The sequence below is a fragment of the Nocardia sp. IFM 10818 genome (assembly GCF_054655275.1).
On sequence record NZ_BAAHJH010000001.1, the window covers coordinates 112,728 to 131,118 of the forward strand.

17 protein-coding genes are annotated in these 18,391 nt (G+C 66.5%); 7 read left to right on the forward strand and 10 right to left on the reverse strand.

Features of this window, described 5'->3' with window-relative positions; translation table 11 throughout:
* Positions 1-12: 12 nt before the first annotated feature.
* Positions 13-1,554 (reverse strand): Rieske 2Fe-2S domain-containing protein, encoded by a 1,542-nt coding sequence (locus tag ACYQ5L_RS00545; protein WP_459954858.1) that lies wholly within the window; start codon positions 1,552-1,554, stop codon positions 13-15.
* 45 nt (positions 1,555-1,599) lie between these two features.
* Entirely contained in the window at positions 1,600-2,427 is an 828-nt protein-coding gene (locus ACYQ5L_RS00550; RefSeq protein ID WP_459954859.1) for a hypothetical protein, read from the reverse strand.
* A gap of 86 nt (positions 2,428-2,513) precedes the next feature.
* Between ACYQ5L_RS00550 and ACYQ5L_RS00555 the strand changes: the two genes are divergently transcribed.
* Positions 2,514-3,266, forward strand: a complete 753-nt coding sequence (locus tag ACYQ5L_RS00555; RefSeq protein ID WP_459954860.1) for a lysophospholipid acyltransferase family protein — start codon at positions 2,514-2,516, stop codon at positions 3,264-3,266.
* On the opposite strand, the gene ACYQ5L_RS00560 is transcribed toward ACYQ5L_RS00555, so the two are convergent.
* From ACYQ5L_RS00560 to ACYQ5L_RS00585, 6 genes are read right to left on the reverse strand one after another with little or no spacing between them, the layout of a single operon-like run.
* On the reverse strand, positions 3,267-3,962 hold the full coding sequence (locus ACYQ5L_RS00560; RefSeq protein WP_459954861.1) for a hypothetical protein: 696 nt from the start codon (positions 3,960-3,962) through the stop codon (positions 3,267-3,269).
* Entirely contained in the window at positions 3,959-5,632 is a 1,674-nt protein-coding gene (locus ACYQ5L_RS00565) for an ABC transporter family substrate-binding protein (RefSeq protein WP_459954862.1), read from the reverse strand. Before ACYQ5L_RS00565 ends, ACYQ5L_RS00560 begins: the two co-directional genes overlap by 4 nt.
* A 32-nt stretch (positions 5,633-5,664) precedes the next feature.
* Positions 5,665-7,356 (reverse strand): ABC transporter family substrate-binding protein, encoded by a 1,692-nt coding sequence (locus ACYQ5L_RS00570; RefSeq protein ID WP_459954863.1) that lies wholly within the window; start codon positions 7,354-7,356, stop codon positions 5,665-5,667.
* Positions 7,357-7,388: 32 nt separating this feature from the next.
* Positions 7,389-9,263 carry a dipeptide ABC transporter ATP-binding protein gene (locus tag ACYQ5L_RS00575; protein WP_459954864.1) on the reverse strand — a complete coding sequence of 625 codons (1,875 nt, stop codon included), beginning with the start codon at positions 9,261-9,263 and terminating at the stop codon, positions 7,389-7,391.
* A complete protein-coding gene (locus ACYQ5L_RS00580; protein WP_459954865.1) occupies positions 9,260-10,183 on the reverse strand; it encodes an ABC transporter permease in 924 nt (307 codons plus the stop codon). Before ACYQ5L_RS00580 ends, ACYQ5L_RS00575 begins: the two co-directional genes overlap by 4 nt.
* A complete protein-coding gene (locus tag ACYQ5L_RS00585) occupies positions 10,180-11,157 on the reverse strand; it encodes an ABC transporter permease (protein WP_459954866.1) in 978 nt (325 codons plus the stop codon). Before ACYQ5L_RS00585 ends, ACYQ5L_RS00580 begins: the two co-directional genes overlap by 4 nt.
* Positions 11,158-11,335: 178 nt before the next feature.
* On the opposite strand from ACYQ5L_RS00585, the gene ACYQ5L_RS00590 reads away from it, so the two are divergent.
* Positions 11,336-12,136: an HAD family hydrolase gene (locus tag ACYQ5L_RS00590; protein WP_459954867.1), complete on the forward strand. Its 801-nt coding sequence runs from the start codon at positions 11,336-11,338 to the stop codon at positions 12,134-12,136.
* A gap of 19 nt (positions 12,137-12,155) precedes the next feature.
* Here ACYQ5L_RS00590 and ACYQ5L_RS00595 read toward each other — a convergent pair whose 3' ends face one another.
* On the reverse strand, positions 12,156-14,387 hold the full coding sequence (locus ACYQ5L_RS00595; RefSeq protein WP_459954868.1) for an N-acetylmuramoyl-L-alanine amidase: 2,232 nt from the start codon (positions 14,385-14,387) through the stop codon (positions 12,156-12,158).
* 166 nt (positions 14,388-14,553) lie between these two features.
* On the opposite strand from ACYQ5L_RS00595, the gene ACYQ5L_RS00600 reads away from it, so the two are divergent.
* The 5 genes from ACYQ5L_RS00600 (at position 14,554) to ACYQ5L_RS00620 (ending at position 18,122) form a co-directional block, all read left to right on the forward strand.
* Complete coding sequence (locus ACYQ5L_RS00600) at positions 14,554-15,840, forward strand: SpoIID/LytB domain-containing protein (protein WP_459954869.1); 1,287 nt, start codon at positions 14,554-14,556, stop codon at positions 15,838-15,840.
* Between the two features lie 219 nt (positions 15,841-16,059).
* On the forward strand, positions 16,060-16,254 hold the full coding sequence (locus ACYQ5L_RS00605; protein WP_459954870.1) for a hypothetical protein: 195 nt from the start codon (positions 16,060-16,062) through the stop codon (positions 16,252-16,254).
* Between the two features lie 98 nt (positions 16,255-16,352).
* Entirely contained in the window at positions 16,353-16,934 is a 582-nt protein-coding gene (locus tag ACYQ5L_RS00610; RefSeq protein WP_459954871.1) for an ImmA/IrrE family metallo-endopeptidase, read from the forward strand.
* A gap of 201 nt (positions 16,935-17,135) precedes the next feature.
* Positions 17,136-17,516, forward strand: coding sequence for a helix-turn-helix domain-containing protein (locus tag ACYQ5L_RS00615; RefSeq protein ID WP_459954872.1), 381 nt, complete (start codon positions 17,136-17,138; stop codon positions 17,514-17,516).
* A gap of 351 nt (positions 17,517-17,867) precedes the next feature.
* A complete protein-coding gene (locus tag ACYQ5L_RS00620) occupies positions 17,868-18,122 on the forward strand; it encodes a hypothetical protein (RefSeq protein ID WP_459963681.1) in 255 nt (84 codons plus the stop codon).
* On the opposite strand, the gene ACYQ5L_RS00625 is transcribed toward ACYQ5L_RS00620, so the two are convergent.
* Complete coding sequence (locus tag ACYQ5L_RS00625) at positions 18,021-18,284, reverse strand: helix-turn-helix domain-containing protein (RefSeq protein ID WP_379193948.1); 264 nt, start codon at positions 18,282-18,284, stop codon at positions 18,021-18,023. The genes ACYQ5L_RS00620 and ACYQ5L_RS00625 overlap by 102 nt on opposite strands.
* Positions 18,285-18,391 lie beyond the last annotated feature (107 nt).

Sequence of the window (18,391 nt, forward strand, 5' to 3'; positions counted from 1 at the left end):
GGAGTCGTGTGATCAGAGTTTGCGCGAGCGCAGTTCGTGGCCCTTGGAGGTCTTGCACCGCCCGGATTCCAGATCCCACTGCCAGCCGTGCAGATTGCAGGTGAGGGTATTGCCCTCCACCACACCGAATTTCGACAGGTCCGCCTTCAGGTGCGGGCAGCGGCGCTGCACTTCCCAGCCGGCCAGTTCGGTGGAGGCGGAATCGTCGTGCGCCTCGGCGAACCAGCCGTCGGCGTAGGCGATGCGCTCATCGGTGAGGCATTTGAAGAAGGTGTAGAGGAATTCGTTGTAGCCGCCGATCCGCCAGGTGGTGAAGCGGGTCGACAGGAAGATGGTGTTCACCCAGTCGGGTTCGTTGTCGCGCAGTACGGTGCGCACCAATTGCGGATCGATGCGGAATCCGTAGCGCTGCTTGCCTTCCCCCTCGATGGGTTCGCGCACCACGCGCTTGGGGAAGTCGAGGACCACGGTCTCCTCGCCCATGACCAGGGCGACCGGATAGCCGATGCCGTCGCAGATGAGGTCGCTCTGCGCCATGATCGGCTCGAAGAGCTCCTTGAGCTGCGGCAGCAGGGGAGTGCCGTCATCGACTGCCCAGGAAGCCTTTTCGGCCGCCAGCACGGGGGCCATGCGCTGGGCCATGTCCTCGATGTAGGCGGCCTTGTCGTCGTACACGGTGGCCGGATCGACGAGGTGGGTGAGCCCGAGCAGTTCCTTGCCGCGCAGCTCCGCGGTGGAGCCCGGGATCATCAGCAGCCCGCCCTCGTTTCCGTGGATCTTCATCTGCTCGAGGAAGACCATCTGGTCGGGGAAGATATTGCCCTCGTCGCCGCGATCGTCATTGAGGTAGCGCAGTTCGTCGTCGAGGAAGACCGGCGGCCCGGCGGACGGGACTATCCAGGTGGCGCCGACCTGTTCGATGTAGGAGCGGGCGCGGTCCATGCCGCGCTGGCGCTTCTGCTTGCCGAAGTTGGCCTTGGTCTTGGTGGGGATGTCGTAGACCATCGGGTACCAGATGGCGCCGGAGTACTGCAGCAGGTGGATGTCCACGTGCCCGAAGGCGTCGTGCAGCACGTCCATGTCGACCGGCCGGGCGTCGTTCATGTTGAAACAGACGGTCTCGCCGTCGGAGACGACCAGGCCGGAGTCGCCGATGGGCCCGTCGGCGGGCGCGCGCAGCGCGATGATCATGATGTCCAGATCGCCGCCCGGACCGGTGACGGTGTGCTTGACCGAGTCCTCGGTCTCCACGAACTTGTGGAAACCGAGCTTCTCGAGTTCCCGTTTCAGGTCCGGCACCGGGTAGTCGGGCAGCAGGACGACGGCGTCCTTGTTGACCTTGTCGGCCAGGTGCTTGGCGTCCCAGTGATCCCGGTGCAGATGCGAGACGTAGAGGAAGTCGCAGTTGCCGAGCTCGTCCCAATCCAGCTGGGTATTGTCCGGGAACGGGAACCACGATCCGAAGTAGGCCGGATTGACCCATGGATCGCACAGGATCGTCCCCGCTGCGGTACGGATGTGGAATCCGGCGTGTCCGACGCTGGTGATCTGCACGAGCTATCTTCCTCCCTGACCGTTACCAGCCACCCAGGGTACTTGCTACCCCGAGACGTCGCCGATGCAGTAACCCTCGTCGCCCGACTTCAGGGTGAAGATCTGTTTCTTCTGCACGCCGGCGGCGGTGGTGACCGGGACCGATACGGTGATGTACGCGCCGCGCGGCCACTCGGATTTGATGGATCGGTCCACGAAACCCCGGATGCCCGCGAGCGCGCCCGGATTTCCGGCCAGCGGCGGCTTGCCCGATTTACCCGTTCGATGGGGGTCCCAATCGCCCGAATCGGCGGCGCAGACCAGGGGATGGGCCTGCTCGTCGTCCTCGGGATGCACCGGTTCGCCGATCAGCCGCGAGAGATAGCGCCGCACGGTGTGCCGGGCGTCGGCATCGTTGAATCCGATCTCCGCCTCGTCCGTATAGACATATGGACAGGCGTACCCGCCGGTCACGGCCGCATCCGGCACCACGACGGTGACGCCGCCGTCCTTCCACACCGTGGTCGATCCGGTGTGCGCGCCCGGCCGCTCCAGCGCGGCGAGCACGGGCTCCGGATCGGCGTACATGGTCCGCACGTTGAGCGGAGCCATGGTCCAGCACGTGGTCTCCAACTGGTCGAGGTCGCCGCCGCGCAGATCGGCCGCGAAGGCGCGCACGGCCGCCGCGGCCTGCGCCGACTGGTCCGGCGCGGGGGCGGCGGTGACCGCCATGACGGTGCGGGGATCCCCGGACGAGACGATTCCATCGCCCGGAATCCCGACCGCGGAATCACATCCGGCGCTCAGCAGCGCCGCGCCGAGCGCCGCGAGACTCCGTCTGCCGAGCAGTCCCCTGCGGTCGCGTGAACGCAGTGCTGTCGGGGCGGTTTCCACGCGTGCGAACCTCTTTCGTATTCGTCGGAACAGGTGTTGCCTGAGTCACAGGTTCTGGGCTGAGCAGCGACTACGCTAGCGGACTTGTGGAACCCGTCTACTTCCCGATCATCGGGCTGGCCCGCACCGTGTTCGCGCTGCAGGGCCTGAAGTTCACCGTCAAAGGCGACGAAAACATCCCGGCCACGGGTGGAGCGGTCATCGCCATCAATCACACCGGCTATATGGACTTCACGTACGCGGGTCTGCCCGCGCGGACGACGAAGCGCTATATCCGGTTCATGGCGAAGAAGGAGGTCTTCGACAATCCGATCGCCGGTCCGATCATGCGGGCGCTCAAGCATATTCCGGTCGATCGCACCGCGGGCGCGGACTCCTACCACGAGGCCGTGAACCGGCTGCGCGCCGGCGAATTGGTGGGCGTCTACCCGGAGGCCACCATCAGCCGCAGTTTCGAATTGAAGGAATTCAAGTCGGGCGCGGCGCGCATGGCCATCGAGGCGAATGTCCCGATCATCCCGATCGTCATCTGGGGCGCCCAGCGCGTCTGGACCAAGGGCCACCCCAAGCGCCTGGGCCGCACCAACACCCCCATCTCCATGGAGGTCGGCGCGCCCATCCAGCCGTTCGAGCCCGCCTCGGCCCTCACCGAGAAGCTGCATTCCACAATGCAATCCATGCTGCTGGACCTGCAGAAGGACTACACCCACGAGCCCGGCGCCTACTGGGTCCCGGCCCGGCTGGGCGGCAGCGCGCCGACGCTGGAAGAGGCGAACGCCCTCGACGCCGCCGAGGTGGCCGAGCGCGCCGCCCGCCGGGAATCGCGCCCGCAGGAGTGATCAGCTGGGGTCGGAGCCCCGAATGGCGGCCAGCCAGGTGACGGTGGCCGCGGCGACGATCGTGGCCGCCGCGAATGCGGTGATCCCGCCGCCCGCCACATAGACCCACAGCAGGCCGACGAACGGTGCGACGACGGCGGATTGGGCGTCGAGCAGGAGGCGTCGCCCGATCCGCGCGGCCCGCGCGGCGGTGGCCGGGCCGTCCGGGGCCGGTCGCGCCGGATTGTCGACGAGCCGGCCGACCGGCTCGGTGCGCCGCAGCCGGCCGGAGGGGTACACGCGCAGCCCGTCGATATGGATTGCGCGCGGGGATACTTCGATGCTGGTCGGCGTGAGCGTGGTGAGGGCCGGATCGAAATACACCGGCAGCCACACGGTCCGGTACCGGGCGTCGAGTTCCAGCCAGGTGCGGCTGGTGAGCCGGTGCTGCTGCCGCACCCGCCGCGCGATCACGCCGCGCTCGCCCGCTCGCGGCTCGCCGGGAGCGGCCTGCGCCGTGAACGCGGCCGTGCCCGCCGTGGTGCGAGTGGCTATGAGGAGCCGGAAACCGCTGTAGCCCAGCACGATCAGGCCCACGGTTCCCAGCAGCCCGAGCAGCTCCGGATCGGCGAACGGCGCCCCGGCGAGACATATCGCCAGGACGCCGATCGTCACGAGCACCGGGTAGGCCAGCGGCTGGCCCGTCCGGGGATTCACTTCAGGAAGCCGACCTTCGTGTAGTCGGGCGAGGACAGGCCGAACGCGCCCCAGTTGGCGAGGTCGATACGGGCGGCGTAGGTGCCCGCCGCCTGCTGGAGTGGCAGCGAGTAGATCTCCTCGAAGATCATCTTGTCGCACTGGTTGGCCAGCTCGATGGCCTTCTCGGGATCGAGCTCGGAGATGGTGCGATCGATGAGCGCATTGAGCTCGGGCGAGCCGATGCGGGCCTTGTTGCCCTGCAGGTTCTCCGGGTCGTAGGCGTAGATCTGCGGGAGCGCGCCGATGGGCAGCGTCGAGCCGACCCAGCTGAACTGGGCCAGTTCGAAATTGCCGGGATCGATGACCTGCGGGAACAGGCCGGTGCCCGGGACGGTCTGGATATTCATCTTCACGCCGACCCGCTGCAGGTTCTGCTGCACGATCTTGGCGGTGTCCACCCAGCGGTCCTGCTGGTACATCACATTGCGCAGCTCGAGCTTGCGGCCGTCCTTCTCACGCACATCGCTGCCCGGCGGCAGGATCCAGCCGAGTTCGTCGAGCATGCGGGCGGCAGCATCCGGATCGAAGGCGATGGGGGCCGAATTGTCCTGGTAGCCCTTCTGTCCCGCCATGAAGATGTGATTGTTGAGCGGCTTCGGATTGTCGACGATGCCGTACTGGCTGTTCTCCACAATGGCCTGCCGGTCGATGGCCTTGGCAATGGCCTGCCGCAGCTTCACATCCTCGAGCAGCGAGCCGGGCGCGCCATTGAAGGTGATGTGCGACCAGGACGGTTCGGCCGCGCGCCGGATCTCCACCCCCGCACTGTTCCTGGCGCCGGTCACGTTCTCCAGGCCGGACATGTACGCGTAGTCGATCTCATTGTTCTGAATGGCCGGGAGCAGGGCCTCATTGGCGAGGACGCTGAAGGTGATGTTCTCCAGTTTCGGGGTGTCGCCCCACCATTTCGGGTTGCGGCTCAGCGTGATCCGGTTGGCGGTGCGATCGATATTGGTGATCATGAAGGGGCCCGCGCTGAGCGGGGCTTCATTGCGCGCGGCATTCTCGAAGGCTTCCGGTGTCCCGGTGATCTGCTTCGGGTACAGGATGCCGTAGAGCTGCTTCCATTCCGAGTACGGCTTGTCGAAGGTGACGATGGCCTGCCGGTCGTCGACACCGCGCTCCACCTTGGCGACGCGGTCGAAGCCGGAGGAGTAGTTGATCAGGTAGCCGGGATTCGATCCGTTCAGCGCCTGCCACTGCGAGCGCAGATCCTCCCAGGTGATGGGCGATCCGTCCGACCACACCGCCTTGGGATTGAGCGTGAAGGTGACCTGCTGCGGGCTGGTGCTGGTCAGTTCGATATTGGTGTAGAAGTTGTGATCGACGGTCAGCTCACCGGCGGCATTGCTGGTGAAGTTGCCCGGCATGGTCGGGCTGATGATCGCGCTGGTATCGGAATCGCCGCCGTCGATGTGCAGGTAGTTGAAGGTCGCGGGGAAGGAGCTGACCTCCAGCCGCAGATTCCCGCCGTCCTTCAGATCCTCCACCGGATGCGGATTGATGTCGTTGGTCGTCCCGACTTCCGCGGTCCCGCCGACCCCTTCGTCGGCGCTGCACCCCGAGACCAGCAGTCCGAGGGCGACCGCCGGGATGGCGAATCGTATTACAGCCGAACGTATCCGCATCGGGATCGCTCCTTTCTCCGGGACGGTTCCCCTCACTTCAAGAAACCGATCGTGGTGTAGTCGTACGACGCCAGCCCGGGCGCACCGTAGTTCGCCAGGTCCGCCCGCACGCCGTAGTTGCCCTCCCCCTGGATCAACGGCAGCGAATGCCCCTCCTCGAAGACCTTGCGGTCCACTTGGTTCGCCAACTCGATGGCCTTGGCCGGATCGAGTTCCGACAGGGTCTTCTCGATCAGCTCATTGAGCTCGGGCGATCCGATGCGCCCGAAGTTGTTCTGCACGTCATCGGGGTAGAACCCGTAGGTCTGCGGAATGCTGCTGAACGCGAACACGTCGCCGACGAAGGTGAACTGGCAGACGTCGAAATCGCCGGGCTGGATGACATCCGGGAAATACCGTGCGCCCGCGCGGGTGTCGATGGTGAGCTCGACGCCGATCTTGGCCAGATCCTGCTGAATGAGCTTGGCGATCTGCACCCAGGTCGGATCGTTGTACATGACATCGCGAATGCTCAGCCTGCGCCCGTCCTTGACCCGCACATCGCCCTCGCGCACCCAGCCGAGCGCGTCGAGCTCCCGGGCGGCCGCCTCCGGATCGAAGGCGAAAGCATTGTCCTGATAACCGGTCTGCCCGCGCAGGAAGACGTGATTGTTCAATGGCTCCGGCTTCGCGACCAGGCCGTTCTGAATGACATCGGCGATCTGCTGCCGGTCGATGGCCTTCATGATCGCCACCCGCACCGCGGGATCGGCCACGATGGATCCGGGCGCGCCATTGAAGGTGAAGTGCCGCCAGCGATTGCCGGGCGCGGTGCGGATCTCCATTCCGGGCGTGGCCCGCACCGTGGCCAGATCGTCGATGGTGGACAGGATGGCCGCGTCGAGTTCCTTGTTCTGCAATGCCTGCGGCCAGGCCATCCGGTCGAGCACGCTGATGGTGATGGTGTCCAGCTTGGGCTTCTCACCCCACCATTTCGGATTGTGGCCCAGCACGATCCGGCCCTGGGTGCGGTCGGTGGACTGCACCAGGAACGGTCCGGCGGTGAGGCCGATGGCCTCGACCTGGGAGTTGTTGAACGCCTCCGGCGTCGCGGTCACCGATTTCGGGTACAGCATGGCATTGCCGGAGAACTGGCCGCGCCAGTCGGCGTAGGGGCGCTCGAAGGTGAACACGGCCTGCCGGTCGTCCACTCCGCGTTCCACCGTCGCCACCCTGTCGAAGCCATTGGTCTGGGCGATGAGGAAGGTCTTGTCCGATCCGTTCAGCGCCAGCCACTGCGAGCGCATGTCCTCCCAGGTGATGGGGCTGCCATCGGACCACACCGCCTTCGGGTTGATGGTGTAGGTGACCTGCTGCGGATCGGTGCCGGTCAGCTGCACATCGGTGAAGTAGTCGTGGTCGACGCTCAGATTGCCCGCCGCGTCGGTGGCGTACGCGCGCGGCATCATGGGCCAGACGATCTCCGCGATCTCATTGTTGTTGCCGTCGATCTGGAGGGTGTTCCAGTTCTCCGGGTACGCGGTGGTGGCCAGCCGCAGATTGCCGCCGTCCTTGATGTCCTCGCGCGGATGCGGATTGATGGCGCTGCCGCTGCCGATCTCCGCGGTGCCGGTCGCGCCGTCCTCGGGCGCGCTGCACCCGGCCAGCGCCAGCCCCGCCGCCAGCAGCACCGCGCCGCCGCAGCGGCCCAGCCGGGATCCCTTCTCCAGTCGGCGAATCCGCATCGCAGTCTCCTCTCGGGTCGCTACCGGACGGGCTATCGGGATGCCACCGGGGTGGGCACCGCATCGATCAGCGCCCGCGTGTACGCATCCTGCGGGTCGGCGAAAACCTGTTCCGCCGGACCGTATTCGACGATCTGCCCGCGATACATGACCGCGATGTCGTGCGCCAGATTACGCACCACCGACAGATCGTGAGAGACGAACAGATACGACAGCCCGCGCTGGGTCTGCAGGTCGCGCAGCAGGTTGAGCACGCCGGCCTGAATGGAGACGTCCAGCGAGGACACCGGTTCGTCGAGCACCAGGATCTCCGGATCCAGGGCCAGGGCGCGGGCGATATTGATGCGCTGCTTCTGCCCGCCGGAGAAGTCGGCCGGATAGCGGTCGGCGTGTTCGGGGCGCAACCCGACCTGGCGCAGCAGTTCCGGGACCCGGCGGGCGATCTCGTCCCTGGGCCGTCCGGCAATGCGCAGCGGTTCGGCGATGGCGTCGGAGATGGGCAGGCGCGGGTCCAGGGACGAGGACGGGTCCTGGAAGACGATCTGCATCTTGCGCCGGATCTCGTGGCGCTGCGGTTTGGTCAGCATCGCGACGTCGTAGCCGAGGATTTCGATGCGGCCGGACTCCGGGCGCACCAGTTCCATGATCTGGGTCAGGGTGGTGGATTTGCCGGAGCCGGATTCGCCGACCAGGGCCAGAGTGCGGCCGCGGCGCACCGCGAAGCTGATGCCGTCGACGGCCTTGACTTCGCCGGTGCGGCGGCGGAACACCACGCCGGAGGTGATCGGGAAGGTCTTGCGCAGGTCCTCGACCCGCAGCACGGTGTCGTCCGCCGCCGGTTTCTCCAGCGTCGTGGCGGTCGCGCGGACCTGGGTGCGGTAGGCCTGGAACAGCCCGTCGGTGCCCACCTCGGCGGTGCGGATGCAGGCGGCGCGATGTCCGGGATCGGTGTCCTGCAGCGGCGGTTCGGCGGCATGGCAGTCATCGATGGCGATCGGGCAGCGCGGCGCGAACGAGCAGCCCGGCGGCAGCGCGTGCATGGCCGGCGGCGCGCCCTCGATGGGAATGAGCGGTGCGCGGGCCGGACCGTCCATGCGCGGGATGGAGCCGAGCAGCCCGACCGTGTACGGCATCCGGGGTGCGGTGAAAAGCTCTGCGGCAGAAGCAGTTTCCACGATGCGCCCGGCGTACATGACGGCCACGCGGTCGGCGACGGTGGCGGCGATGCCCATATCGTGGGTGATCATGATGACGCCCGCGCCGGTGATATCGCGGGCCTTGCGCAGCAGGCCGAGGATCTGCTTCTGCACGGTGACGTCGAGTGCGGTGGTCGGCTCGTCGCAGATGATGAGCTCGGGATCATTGGCGATGGCCATGGCGATGACCACGCGCTGGCGCATACCGCCGGAGAACTCGTGCGGAAACGCCTTGGCGCGCAGGGCCGCATCCGGGATGCCGACCAGGTCGAGCAGTTCGACGGCCTTGTCGGCGGCCTGCTGTTTGTCGAACTTGCGGTGTGCGAGCAGGGCTTCCGCGATCTGATCGCCGACCCGGTAGACCGGGGTCAGGGCCGAGAGCGGGTCCTGGAACACCATCGATACCCGGGAGCCGCGCAGCGTGGACAGCTGTTTGTCGCCGAGCCCGATCAACTCGCGGCCGCGCAGGCGAATCGAGCCGCGCACCCGGGCCTGTTCGGGCAGCAGGCCCATCACGGCGAGGGACGACACCGACTTCCCGGATCCGGATTCGCCCACGATGGCGAGCACCTCGCCGTCGCCGACCCGGAAGTCCACCCCGCGCACCGCGTCGACGCGGCCCTCCTCGCTGGGGAACGACACCCGCAGATCCGACACCTCCAGCAGCGGCGCCGTGGTCGCCTTCAGCCGGTCGGCCGAATTCTCGCTCACTGCTCGACCTTCCGCCGTGCCTGCTTGGACCGGGCCTTCTTGGCGCTGGGATCGAAGGCGTCGCGCAGGCCGTCGCCCATGAGGTTGGCGCACAGCACGATGAGCACCAGGAATCCGGCGGAGAACATGAACGTCCACGGATAGGTCAGCGCCGATTTCGAATACGTGCCGATGAGCGAGCCGAGCGACACATCCGGCGGCTGCACGCCGAAACCGAAGAAGCTCAAACCGCTTTCGGCCATGACGGCGGAGCCGACCGCCAGGGTGGTGTCGATGATCAGGATGGAGGCGATGTTCGGCAGGATGTGGGTGGTGATCACCGTCCGGGTGCTCGCGCCCATATACCGTGCGGCGCGCACGAATTCGCGTTCGCGCATGCTCATGGTGAGGCCGCGCACGATGCGCGCGGTGATCATCCAGCCGAAGACGGCGATGAGGAAGGTGAGCAGCAGGATCGACCCGTTGCCCTGCACCTTCGGGGTGAACAGCGCGATCATGATGAAGGACGGGATGACCAGCAGCAGGTCCACCACCCACATGATGGCGGTGTCCGCGACCCCGCCCAGCAGACCCGCCACCGATCCGGCGACGGTGGCGATGGTGGCCGCGATGAGCGCCGCGCCGAAACCGATCACCAGCGATTTCTGCAGGCCGCGCAGGGTCTGCGCGAGCACGTCCTCACCGAGGGCGGTGGTGCCGAACCAGTGTTTTCCACTGGGCGGCTTGAGTTTCGACGTCGGATCCAGCTCGGTGTAGGTGTAGGGCAGGAAGTGCGGCAGCACGTAGGCGGCCAGGAACAGCAGAATCAGCACGACGCCGCAGGTCACCGCGACCCGATTGCGCAGGAACCGCCGCCACACCAGCTTGCGCCGTCCGACCGGCGGCGGCGCGCCCTGGACGATGATTTCGACGTCTGTCATCCGACACGCACCCTGGGGTCGAGAATGGCGTAGAAGATATCGGACAGCAGCCCGGCCACCAGGACCAGCGCGCCCGAGAAAACGGTGACCGCGAGAACGATATTGATGTCCTGGGCATTGATGGCATCGACCAGCCATTCGCCCACACCGTGCCAGCCGAAGATCTTCTCGGTGAAGGTGGCGCCGGTGAACAGGCCGGCAATGGAATACGCGAACAGCGTAGCCATGGGGATGAGCGCGGTGCGCAGGCCGTGTTTGTAGAGGGCGCGCGAACGGGTCAGACCCTTGGCGCGGGCGGTGCGGATGAAATCGCTTTCCAGCACGTCCAACATGGCATTGCGCTGATAGCGGCTGTAGCCGGCCATCGCGCCGAGCGCCAGGCCGGTGGTGGGGACGATCAGATGCTGGATGCGGTCCACGATCTGATTCCAGAGTCCGCTCACCGGGGTCGCCGAGGTCTCGCCGGTATAAAGGAAGATCTGTTTCCCGGTCGTCAGGTTGATCTCCAGCGCACCGTATTTCAGCAAAGTGGCGAGCACGAATACCGGGGTGGACAACAGCAGCAACGAGAGCACCGTCGTCGCGTAATCACTGAATTTGTATTGCCGGATGGCGCTGGCCGCGCCGATCAGCACGCCCAGCACCGTGCCCACGATGGCGCCGATGGCCAGCAGCCGCAGGCTCACCCCGATGCGGCGCGGCAATTCCTCGCTCACCGGCTGCCCGGCGATGGTCTTGCCGAAGTCGCCCTGGACCACGCCCGCCACCCAGTTCGCGTACCGGATCGGAATCGGATCGTCGAGATGCAGCTCCGCCCGCTTGGCGTCGATGACGGCCTGCGGCGGCCGCGGATTGCGCTCCTCGAGGTAGGCGAGCGGCTCGAACGTCCACGCCGACACCGAGAATGCGAGAAACGACGACAGCAGTAGCAGCACGACGTAGTTCAGCGCGCGTCGCAGCAGAAATCCGGCCATCAGTCCCTCTCGGGTCGAGTCTTAGGCACAGATCATAGGGACCGGCATGGGCAACCGGGCGGTAGCGCGGGCACAACGATTCAGCCAATGCGGAGCAATTCACCCCTCGTTACCATTCGATGTCCGTATTTCAGGCAGGATGGACTAGGTGACTCTCTTTCACCTGCCTAAACCCAAGATGGTCGCCACGGATGTCGACGGCACGCTCATCGACCACAGTGAGCAGGTGAGCCCGCGCACGAAAGCCGCGATCGACGCCCTCATCGCGGACGGCGTGCCGTTCGTGCTCGCCACCGGCCGCCCGCCCCGCTGGATCGACCCGGTCGTCGACGGGCTCGGCTACGCGCCGCTGTGCGTGTGCGGGAACGGCGCGGTCATCTACGACAGCGCCGGCGATCGCATCCTGTCGACCTCGACGCTCGATACCGACACCCTGGCCTGGATCGCCGATCTCGCCGAAAGCCTGCTGCCCGGCTGCGGTCTGGCCGCCGAACGCGTCGGCGTCAGCGCCCACGACGCGGCGACGCCGCAATTCGTGAGCTCGCCCGAGTACGAGCACGCCTGGCTCAATCCGGACGACACCGAGGTCTCGCGCGCCGAGGTCATCGCGGCCGCCGCGATCAAGATGCTGATCCGCCTACCCGGTGCGTCCAGCGGCGATATGCGCGCCATCCTCGAGCCCCACCTCGCGGGCCGCGCCGACCTCACCTATTCGACCGACAACGGCCTCATCGAACTGTCCGCCCCCGGCGTCACCAAGGCGACCGGACTCGCCACCGTCGCCCAGCGCCTGGGCGTCCAGCACGCGACGCTCATCGCCTTCGGCGATATGCCCAACGACGTCCCGATGCTCCGCATGGCGGGGCACGGCGTGGCCATGGCCAATGCGCACGTGGAGGCGATCGCCGCCGCCGACGAAGTGACCGCCGCCAACCATGAGGACGGCGTCGCGCGCATTCTCGAACGCTGGTGGATGTAACTCCCGTCGCCGTGCGGCGCTAGGGCCCCGCGGGCGTTTCCAGCGGTTGGCCGGGAGCCTGTTCCGGCAGTCGCGCCGGACCCTGGTCGCCCGGCGCCGGAACCTGGTCACCCTGCGCCGGCGGCGTCCCGAGTACCTCCGGGATGACCGAGGCGGCCGGATCCTGTACGGCGCCGAAGTTCTTCAGCACGGTGGTGACGATGCCGGTGAGCCGGTTGAAGATGAGTGAGCCGTTCTGGAAGTCGGCGCGCACGCCGTCGTCGACCGGGTACTCGTTGCTCAGCGGCAGGCCGAGAATGCCGGTGCCGGCGCCCAATTGCAGGAAGCGCTCCAGGATCTTGCCGACCACGGCGAAGACGCGGCCGTCCGGGGTGGCGTAGACGTAGCCGTTGACGAACCTGGCGTACTGGCCGCCGTCCGCGGTGGGCTGCGGTTCCGAAGCCGGTTGCCCCAGTGCGCTGTTCGGGCCGCCCTGCTCGTTCCAGTACCGCGCCACCGGGCTGCGGTCGAGCAGGCCCAGCAGTTTGGTGGTCAGTTCGGCCAGGGTCGCCAGATCGGCGTCGGTGTTCGGCGTGGTCGGGCGCTGCGGATACCCGTTGCCGGGGTACTGGTTCCCGGCATTCTGCTCGGGGCGTAGTCGCGAATTGTCCGGCGACGTGGTGATCACCGGTCCCGGGCCCGCGAAGGATTTCGCGATATCGCGGATGCGGTCCATGACCTCGTAGGCGGCGTCTCCCGGGCAGGTGGTGTTGCCGACATCGCGGTGCGCGAACACATTCGGCAGTTTCACCGCTTGTCCCAAGGCGTACCGGGTGAATTCGCTGCCCTCCGAATACATGGTGGAGGACCCTTCCGGATCGAATCCCGCGACCTTGGCGCGCCAGCCGATGAATTCGCCCATCGATTCGACGGCGGCGTCGCTGGGCTCCTCGGATTCGTGATTGCCCATGAAGGCGACGCCGGCGGTATTGATATTGAAGCCGCCCGCGTGCGCGCCCTCGACCGGGCGATCGAGTCCGCCGAAGCGGCCCTCGAAGATCTGCCCGTACTTGTCGACCAGCGCGTTGTAGCCGATATCGCACCAGCCCAGGGTCTTGGCGTGATAGGCGAAGATGGCGCGCACGATGCCCGCGGATTCGGCGCGGCTGTAATCGTTGCGGCCCGCGGTGTGGTGCACCGTGATCGCCGACAGCCCGTCGTCATAGGTGGGTTCATCGCAGCGGATGGATTCGTCGGCGCCCCATTGCGAGCGCGTGATCACCTTCGGCCCGCCGCCCGGCAGCGCGGCCGCCACCTGGTGCAGGTTCTCGTCGGCGGCGCCGCGGCCCGGATCGATGAGGATGGCGGCGAGCTTTTCCAGGTTGACCTGCGCGGGGTCGCCCGCGGTGTCATTGCGCGGAATGGGGGCGGTCGCGGGGACCTCGCCGGGCACGGAACCCGTCGTCGGCGCGGCGGCCGGGGCCGCGCCGGTGTCCTTGCGGGTCACCAGGATCTGCACGGCCTTGGTATTGCCGACATAGATCGGCTCGGTGCCGGTGCGCGTCGCGCCGGGCCGTCCCGGTGAGTCCACGGGTTCGGCGGAGAACCACGGCCCCCAGCTGCCATCGGGCCGCTTCGCGCGGATGAGCGCCGTCGTTCCGGCCATATCCTGCGCGGTGAGCGCGACCATGCTGAAGGGGGTGTCGCGAGTGAGTTCCTTGACCTGCGGGCCGACCTTGCTCGCCAGTTCGTGGGGTACCGCACCGGGCGCCAGGGCCGGGGTACGCGGATCGCCGGTGATTTCCGGGACGGCGGGTTGTGTTGTGCCCGACGGGGTTTCGTCGATCGGTTCGGGATCGGCAATGAATCCCGGAGCGTTCTGGGAGGGTCCGTAAGGGCTGGTTGCGCCGGGCTGACCCGGCTGGCTTAGTCGCGGTAGCGGAATCTCGTCCGGTAGCTCCATGCCGAGCGGCGCCTCCAAGGCATCCGGCACCCGGATCGACGCGGGCAAAGGTAGTTTTCGCAGGTCGGACAGCCGCAGATCGGGCAGATCCAAGCCGGTCAGCTCGCGGAGCGGCAAGACGATGTCCGGTGCCGAGGCCAATCCCACCTCGGCCAGAGTCGCAGGTATTGCTGCCAGATTGCTCTCATCCATGGCCCGAATATCCGGGGAGTCGCTCAGCCCCAGGACCGCAAACGGCGCGGTCAGGGCCAGGATGGTGACAACCGGGAGCGCATAGGACTGTTTCGCTCTGCGGTACGGCACGTGCATCTCCCATTCCAGGTAAAACCGTTGAACCTCGCCCGAATGCCACAGTTGCTTCCTGACGAATCAACGATCACACTAGTCCCAACTGTCACAAGCCCTGAATGTTTGGTTGAGGATTAGCTTCGGGTAACTCGAATGTAGCTTCGCCTCACGAAAGAATGGGTATGACATGCCGAAGGGTCACCTACACAGGCGCCGCCGAAGGCGCCGCCTGCTCACCCTGTCCCTAGCCGCCCTCACCCTCGCCACCAGCACCGGAGTTCTCCTCTACGCCTGGCCCGGCGGCATAAAATTCTCCGCCGCCACCGGCCCCGGCCACGGCCGCGGCCTCAGCCAGAACGGCGCCTACTCCCGAGCCCAGGACGGCTCCACCGCCGAATCCATCCTGGCCCACTACTACCCCGGCGCCACCCTCACCGAAATCGCTCCCGTCCCCGTGCGAGTCCGCCTCATGGCCCAGGACGACAGCACCCTCGACGTCGAATCCGACGCCGGCCTCCTGGTAGCCGGCCGCCGCGTAATCCCCGGCCAGGCCGCCCACCTCACCCCCACCCCCACCGGCGCCGACGTCGTCATCACCACCGGCTGCGACGGCGAAGTCCTCTGGGAAGGCTCCACCGACGACCCCTGGGTCTACCCCATCTACGAAGGCACCGCCCGCCCCGCCGAAGAACACCTCCGCCTCTGCGGCGGCAGCGAATACCGCGGCACCCTGGGCGTAGCCCTGGAGAATGGCGCCTACCGAACCATCAACTACGTGGACATAGAGGACTACCTCCAAGGCGTAGTCCCCGCCGAAATGGTCCCCAACTGGGCCGACCAAGGCGGCACCGAAGCCCTGCGCGCCCAAGCCATAGCCGCCCGCTCCTACGCCCTGGCCGAATCCCGCTACCCCTACGCCGAAACCTGCGACACCACCGACTGCCAGGCCTATCCGGGCACCGATAAAGAAGACCCCCGCACCACCGAAGCCGTCCACTCCACCCTCGGCCGAATCCTCTCCCTCGACGGCTGCGTCCTCCGCGCCGAATACTCCGCCGGCGACTCGGGCTCTCCCACCACCGACAACCTGGAACTGGGCCCCGCCGTCAGCGAATTCCCCTCCCCCCAACCACAATTCGCAAACCCCACCGCCCCGGTCTACACCGACCCCACCCTCCCGTCGGAGTCCGCCCCCACCGATCTCGACCCGCCCTCCCCCTCCCTCCCCAATGAAATCCCCTGGGAGCCACTGGACCTCGGCGACCAATCCCCCCAGCCGGTCACAGAATCCATCGATCTGATCTCGAACTCGCACGAGTACATCCACCCCTCCCCTCCCGCATCCTCCATCAAGCCGGCGGTCCCCAGCGGCACCAACGCCCCTAGCACCGCCGCCACTCCCGCACCACCCCTGACCCCCTTGCCCCTGCATACCCAACCTTCGGTCACCGTGACGTCCGCGAATCCGCGCTGACCGCCACGGCGTTCGATGTCACAGACCGATGACCGATTCGCCGACCGATACGGTGCTCGCTGATGCACGGCTCACCCGGGGCTGTCGAGTGGCTCCGGAGGATCGTCCAGAAATGCAGCGGTGCAGTCGCATTCGGGGCCGAGCATTCGGACCGCCGCGGGCGGCGGGACGCCTTCGACCGCGCCGTTAGCCCAGGAAACGGGTTGTTAGAGTGGATTCATGACCTTCGATTTCGACCCGCTGACACCCGAGGAGTCCGACGGTGGTCTCACCCCGGAATCGGGCACGAAGCAGTTCGATCTCGACAGCAATGCCGCCGAGGAGCGGAGCGCAATCCCCAAGTTCGGCTATCTTTCGGACCTGAGTCGGCACGATGTGGGTTTGATCGACCACTTCTTGGCCGCACAGGGATAGTTGCCGCGGCCATTCGGTGGCGTCGGGGCACGCCGGATTGCAGTGCAGCACAACGAATTCCGATGATATGAAAGACTATCGAACGAGGTGTCGGCATCATGCCCCGCCGCAAGGCCGCTAGTGGGTACGATGCCCGCACCCACGCCGCAAAACTCGATATCCGCATCGATGCACTCCCCTTTCAGGCATCGATAGTCATTTGGGAACCCACGTACCGGGCAATAATGCTGTCGGCCGAGCTGCCCGCGGTGGATCGCCGCGAAGCGCTGGCGCACGCGCTGGCGCACGCGCAGCTGGAACATTCGGAGGTCGTCCGCAGAGCGCGCATGCGGCGTGAATCACGGCTGGCGGCCGAACTCGGCGTCTACGACTTGGCCTGCCGCAATCTGATTCCGATCGGTGACCTCGGGGAAGCGCTCGCGCGCTATACCCGAATCGAGGATATAGCCGACCACCTGCGGGTCAATCCGGATACCGTTCGCCACCGGCTACGGCGGCTGTCCCGCGCCGAACGGCGCACCTTGCCCGCCGAGGCCGTCGATCGTCTCGACTGGACCGAGGCCGGAGGCTATCCCCTTCCGGTCAGCTGTATCTGGACGGACGCGAAACCCCTTCCGGTACGTCGGAAGGTGTCGGAGGCGCTGCGATCCGCGATTGCCGACGTCATCGCGTACCGCTGAGGCAGCCTAGCAAGTTGCATGCAATATGTCTATCCCCGGTAAGTGGCCCTGGATTGTGGAACATCACTGGGTAGGGAGCCTGAATGACCCCGGATCGAGAGAATTTTCGCTGTTCGGAGCGGTGAGAAGGGTGAGCGCCGCGACGTGCGGGACGCGCACAATGCCGATGTGCGGGTGTAGGTCGCAGTGTATATTCTTTGCATGAGCAGTCGTCAGAGCGCGCTGGTACCGAGAGAGGTCAGTGAGGCGATCCGGGACGCCCGGCAGGCCAAGGGCTTGTCTCGCGACGCCGCGGCGCGTGCGGCTGGGATCAGCGTCAGTCTGTGGACTCAGGTCGAACTCGGTGCACAGTACAAGGATGACGGGAAGGTCGCGACCCGAACCACCGCTCGCACACTGGAAGCCATGGCCGAGGCGGTCGGAATGGATCCGCTTCCGCTCCTGCGCAGAGCCGGACTGCACGCGCCGGCCCGCGGTGCGGCCCCGCGTCGTCGCACCGAGCCCGTCGTCGATCTCTCGGGCTTGTCGGACGATGATCTGAGCAAGGTTGCCGCGTTCGTCGCCGGCCTGCGTGCGCGCTGACCAGCCATTACCTCAACTATTGTATGCAATTTGCAATGGTTGTTGTAGCCTGACGCCGTGGAGAGATCAACCGCCCTGCCGTGGGCGTTGCGAGTTCTGGCAACCCAGGGCCGCAGTGTGCGTACATACTGCCGACCATCCTTGCGGCCCACGGCCAATGCGTTTCCCGACGGCCATACGACACCCCTCCGGCTGGTGCGCCTGCGCCGCTGATCGTGAGTGCCGGCACTAGACAATGATCGAGTCGCTGACCGAGTGACCGTGGGGCGGGGTTCATTGCGGCTTCGGGCCGCCCGGGGGAATCTCAAATGATGTGGAGGGGTTACCGCTGTGTCTGCGAATGCGCTCACAATGTGGTTCGCTCGGATTTTCGACACCGCCGCCATCGAGGTCGTGGCCGCGCGAGCGGGCGCCGAGGTGGCGGAGCGAGTGATGTGGGGCCGGGCGACGATCGCAGATCTGTTCGTGGCGTCGAAGGTGCTGGACTGGAACCTGGCGGAGCTGCTACCGCTGACCCTCGACGAGCTGGACGGCTTGCCGCATGAACTCGACCGGCGAAATGCCGAGCGCCTCGCACAGGGCGAAGAGCTGATGCATATCGGGTGAGCGCTCCCCGTTTTCGAAGCGCTGGATCGTACTGACCGCCAAGCCGGACGCGGCCGCCAGCTGTGGCCTGGTCATCCTGCGCCGACCGCGGGCGGCAAGGAGCTCCTCGCCCACGGCGCGATTGATTCCGTCGTGGAGGTTCTGGAATTCCATACGGACCATTCTGAGGTCCGAACGGAATTCACGCAACCACCTGCGGTAATGCCGACCTGCTCTGGAGGGGCTCCAGATAATCAGCCAGTAAGAGGTCCGTTTGGACTTGAATGAAG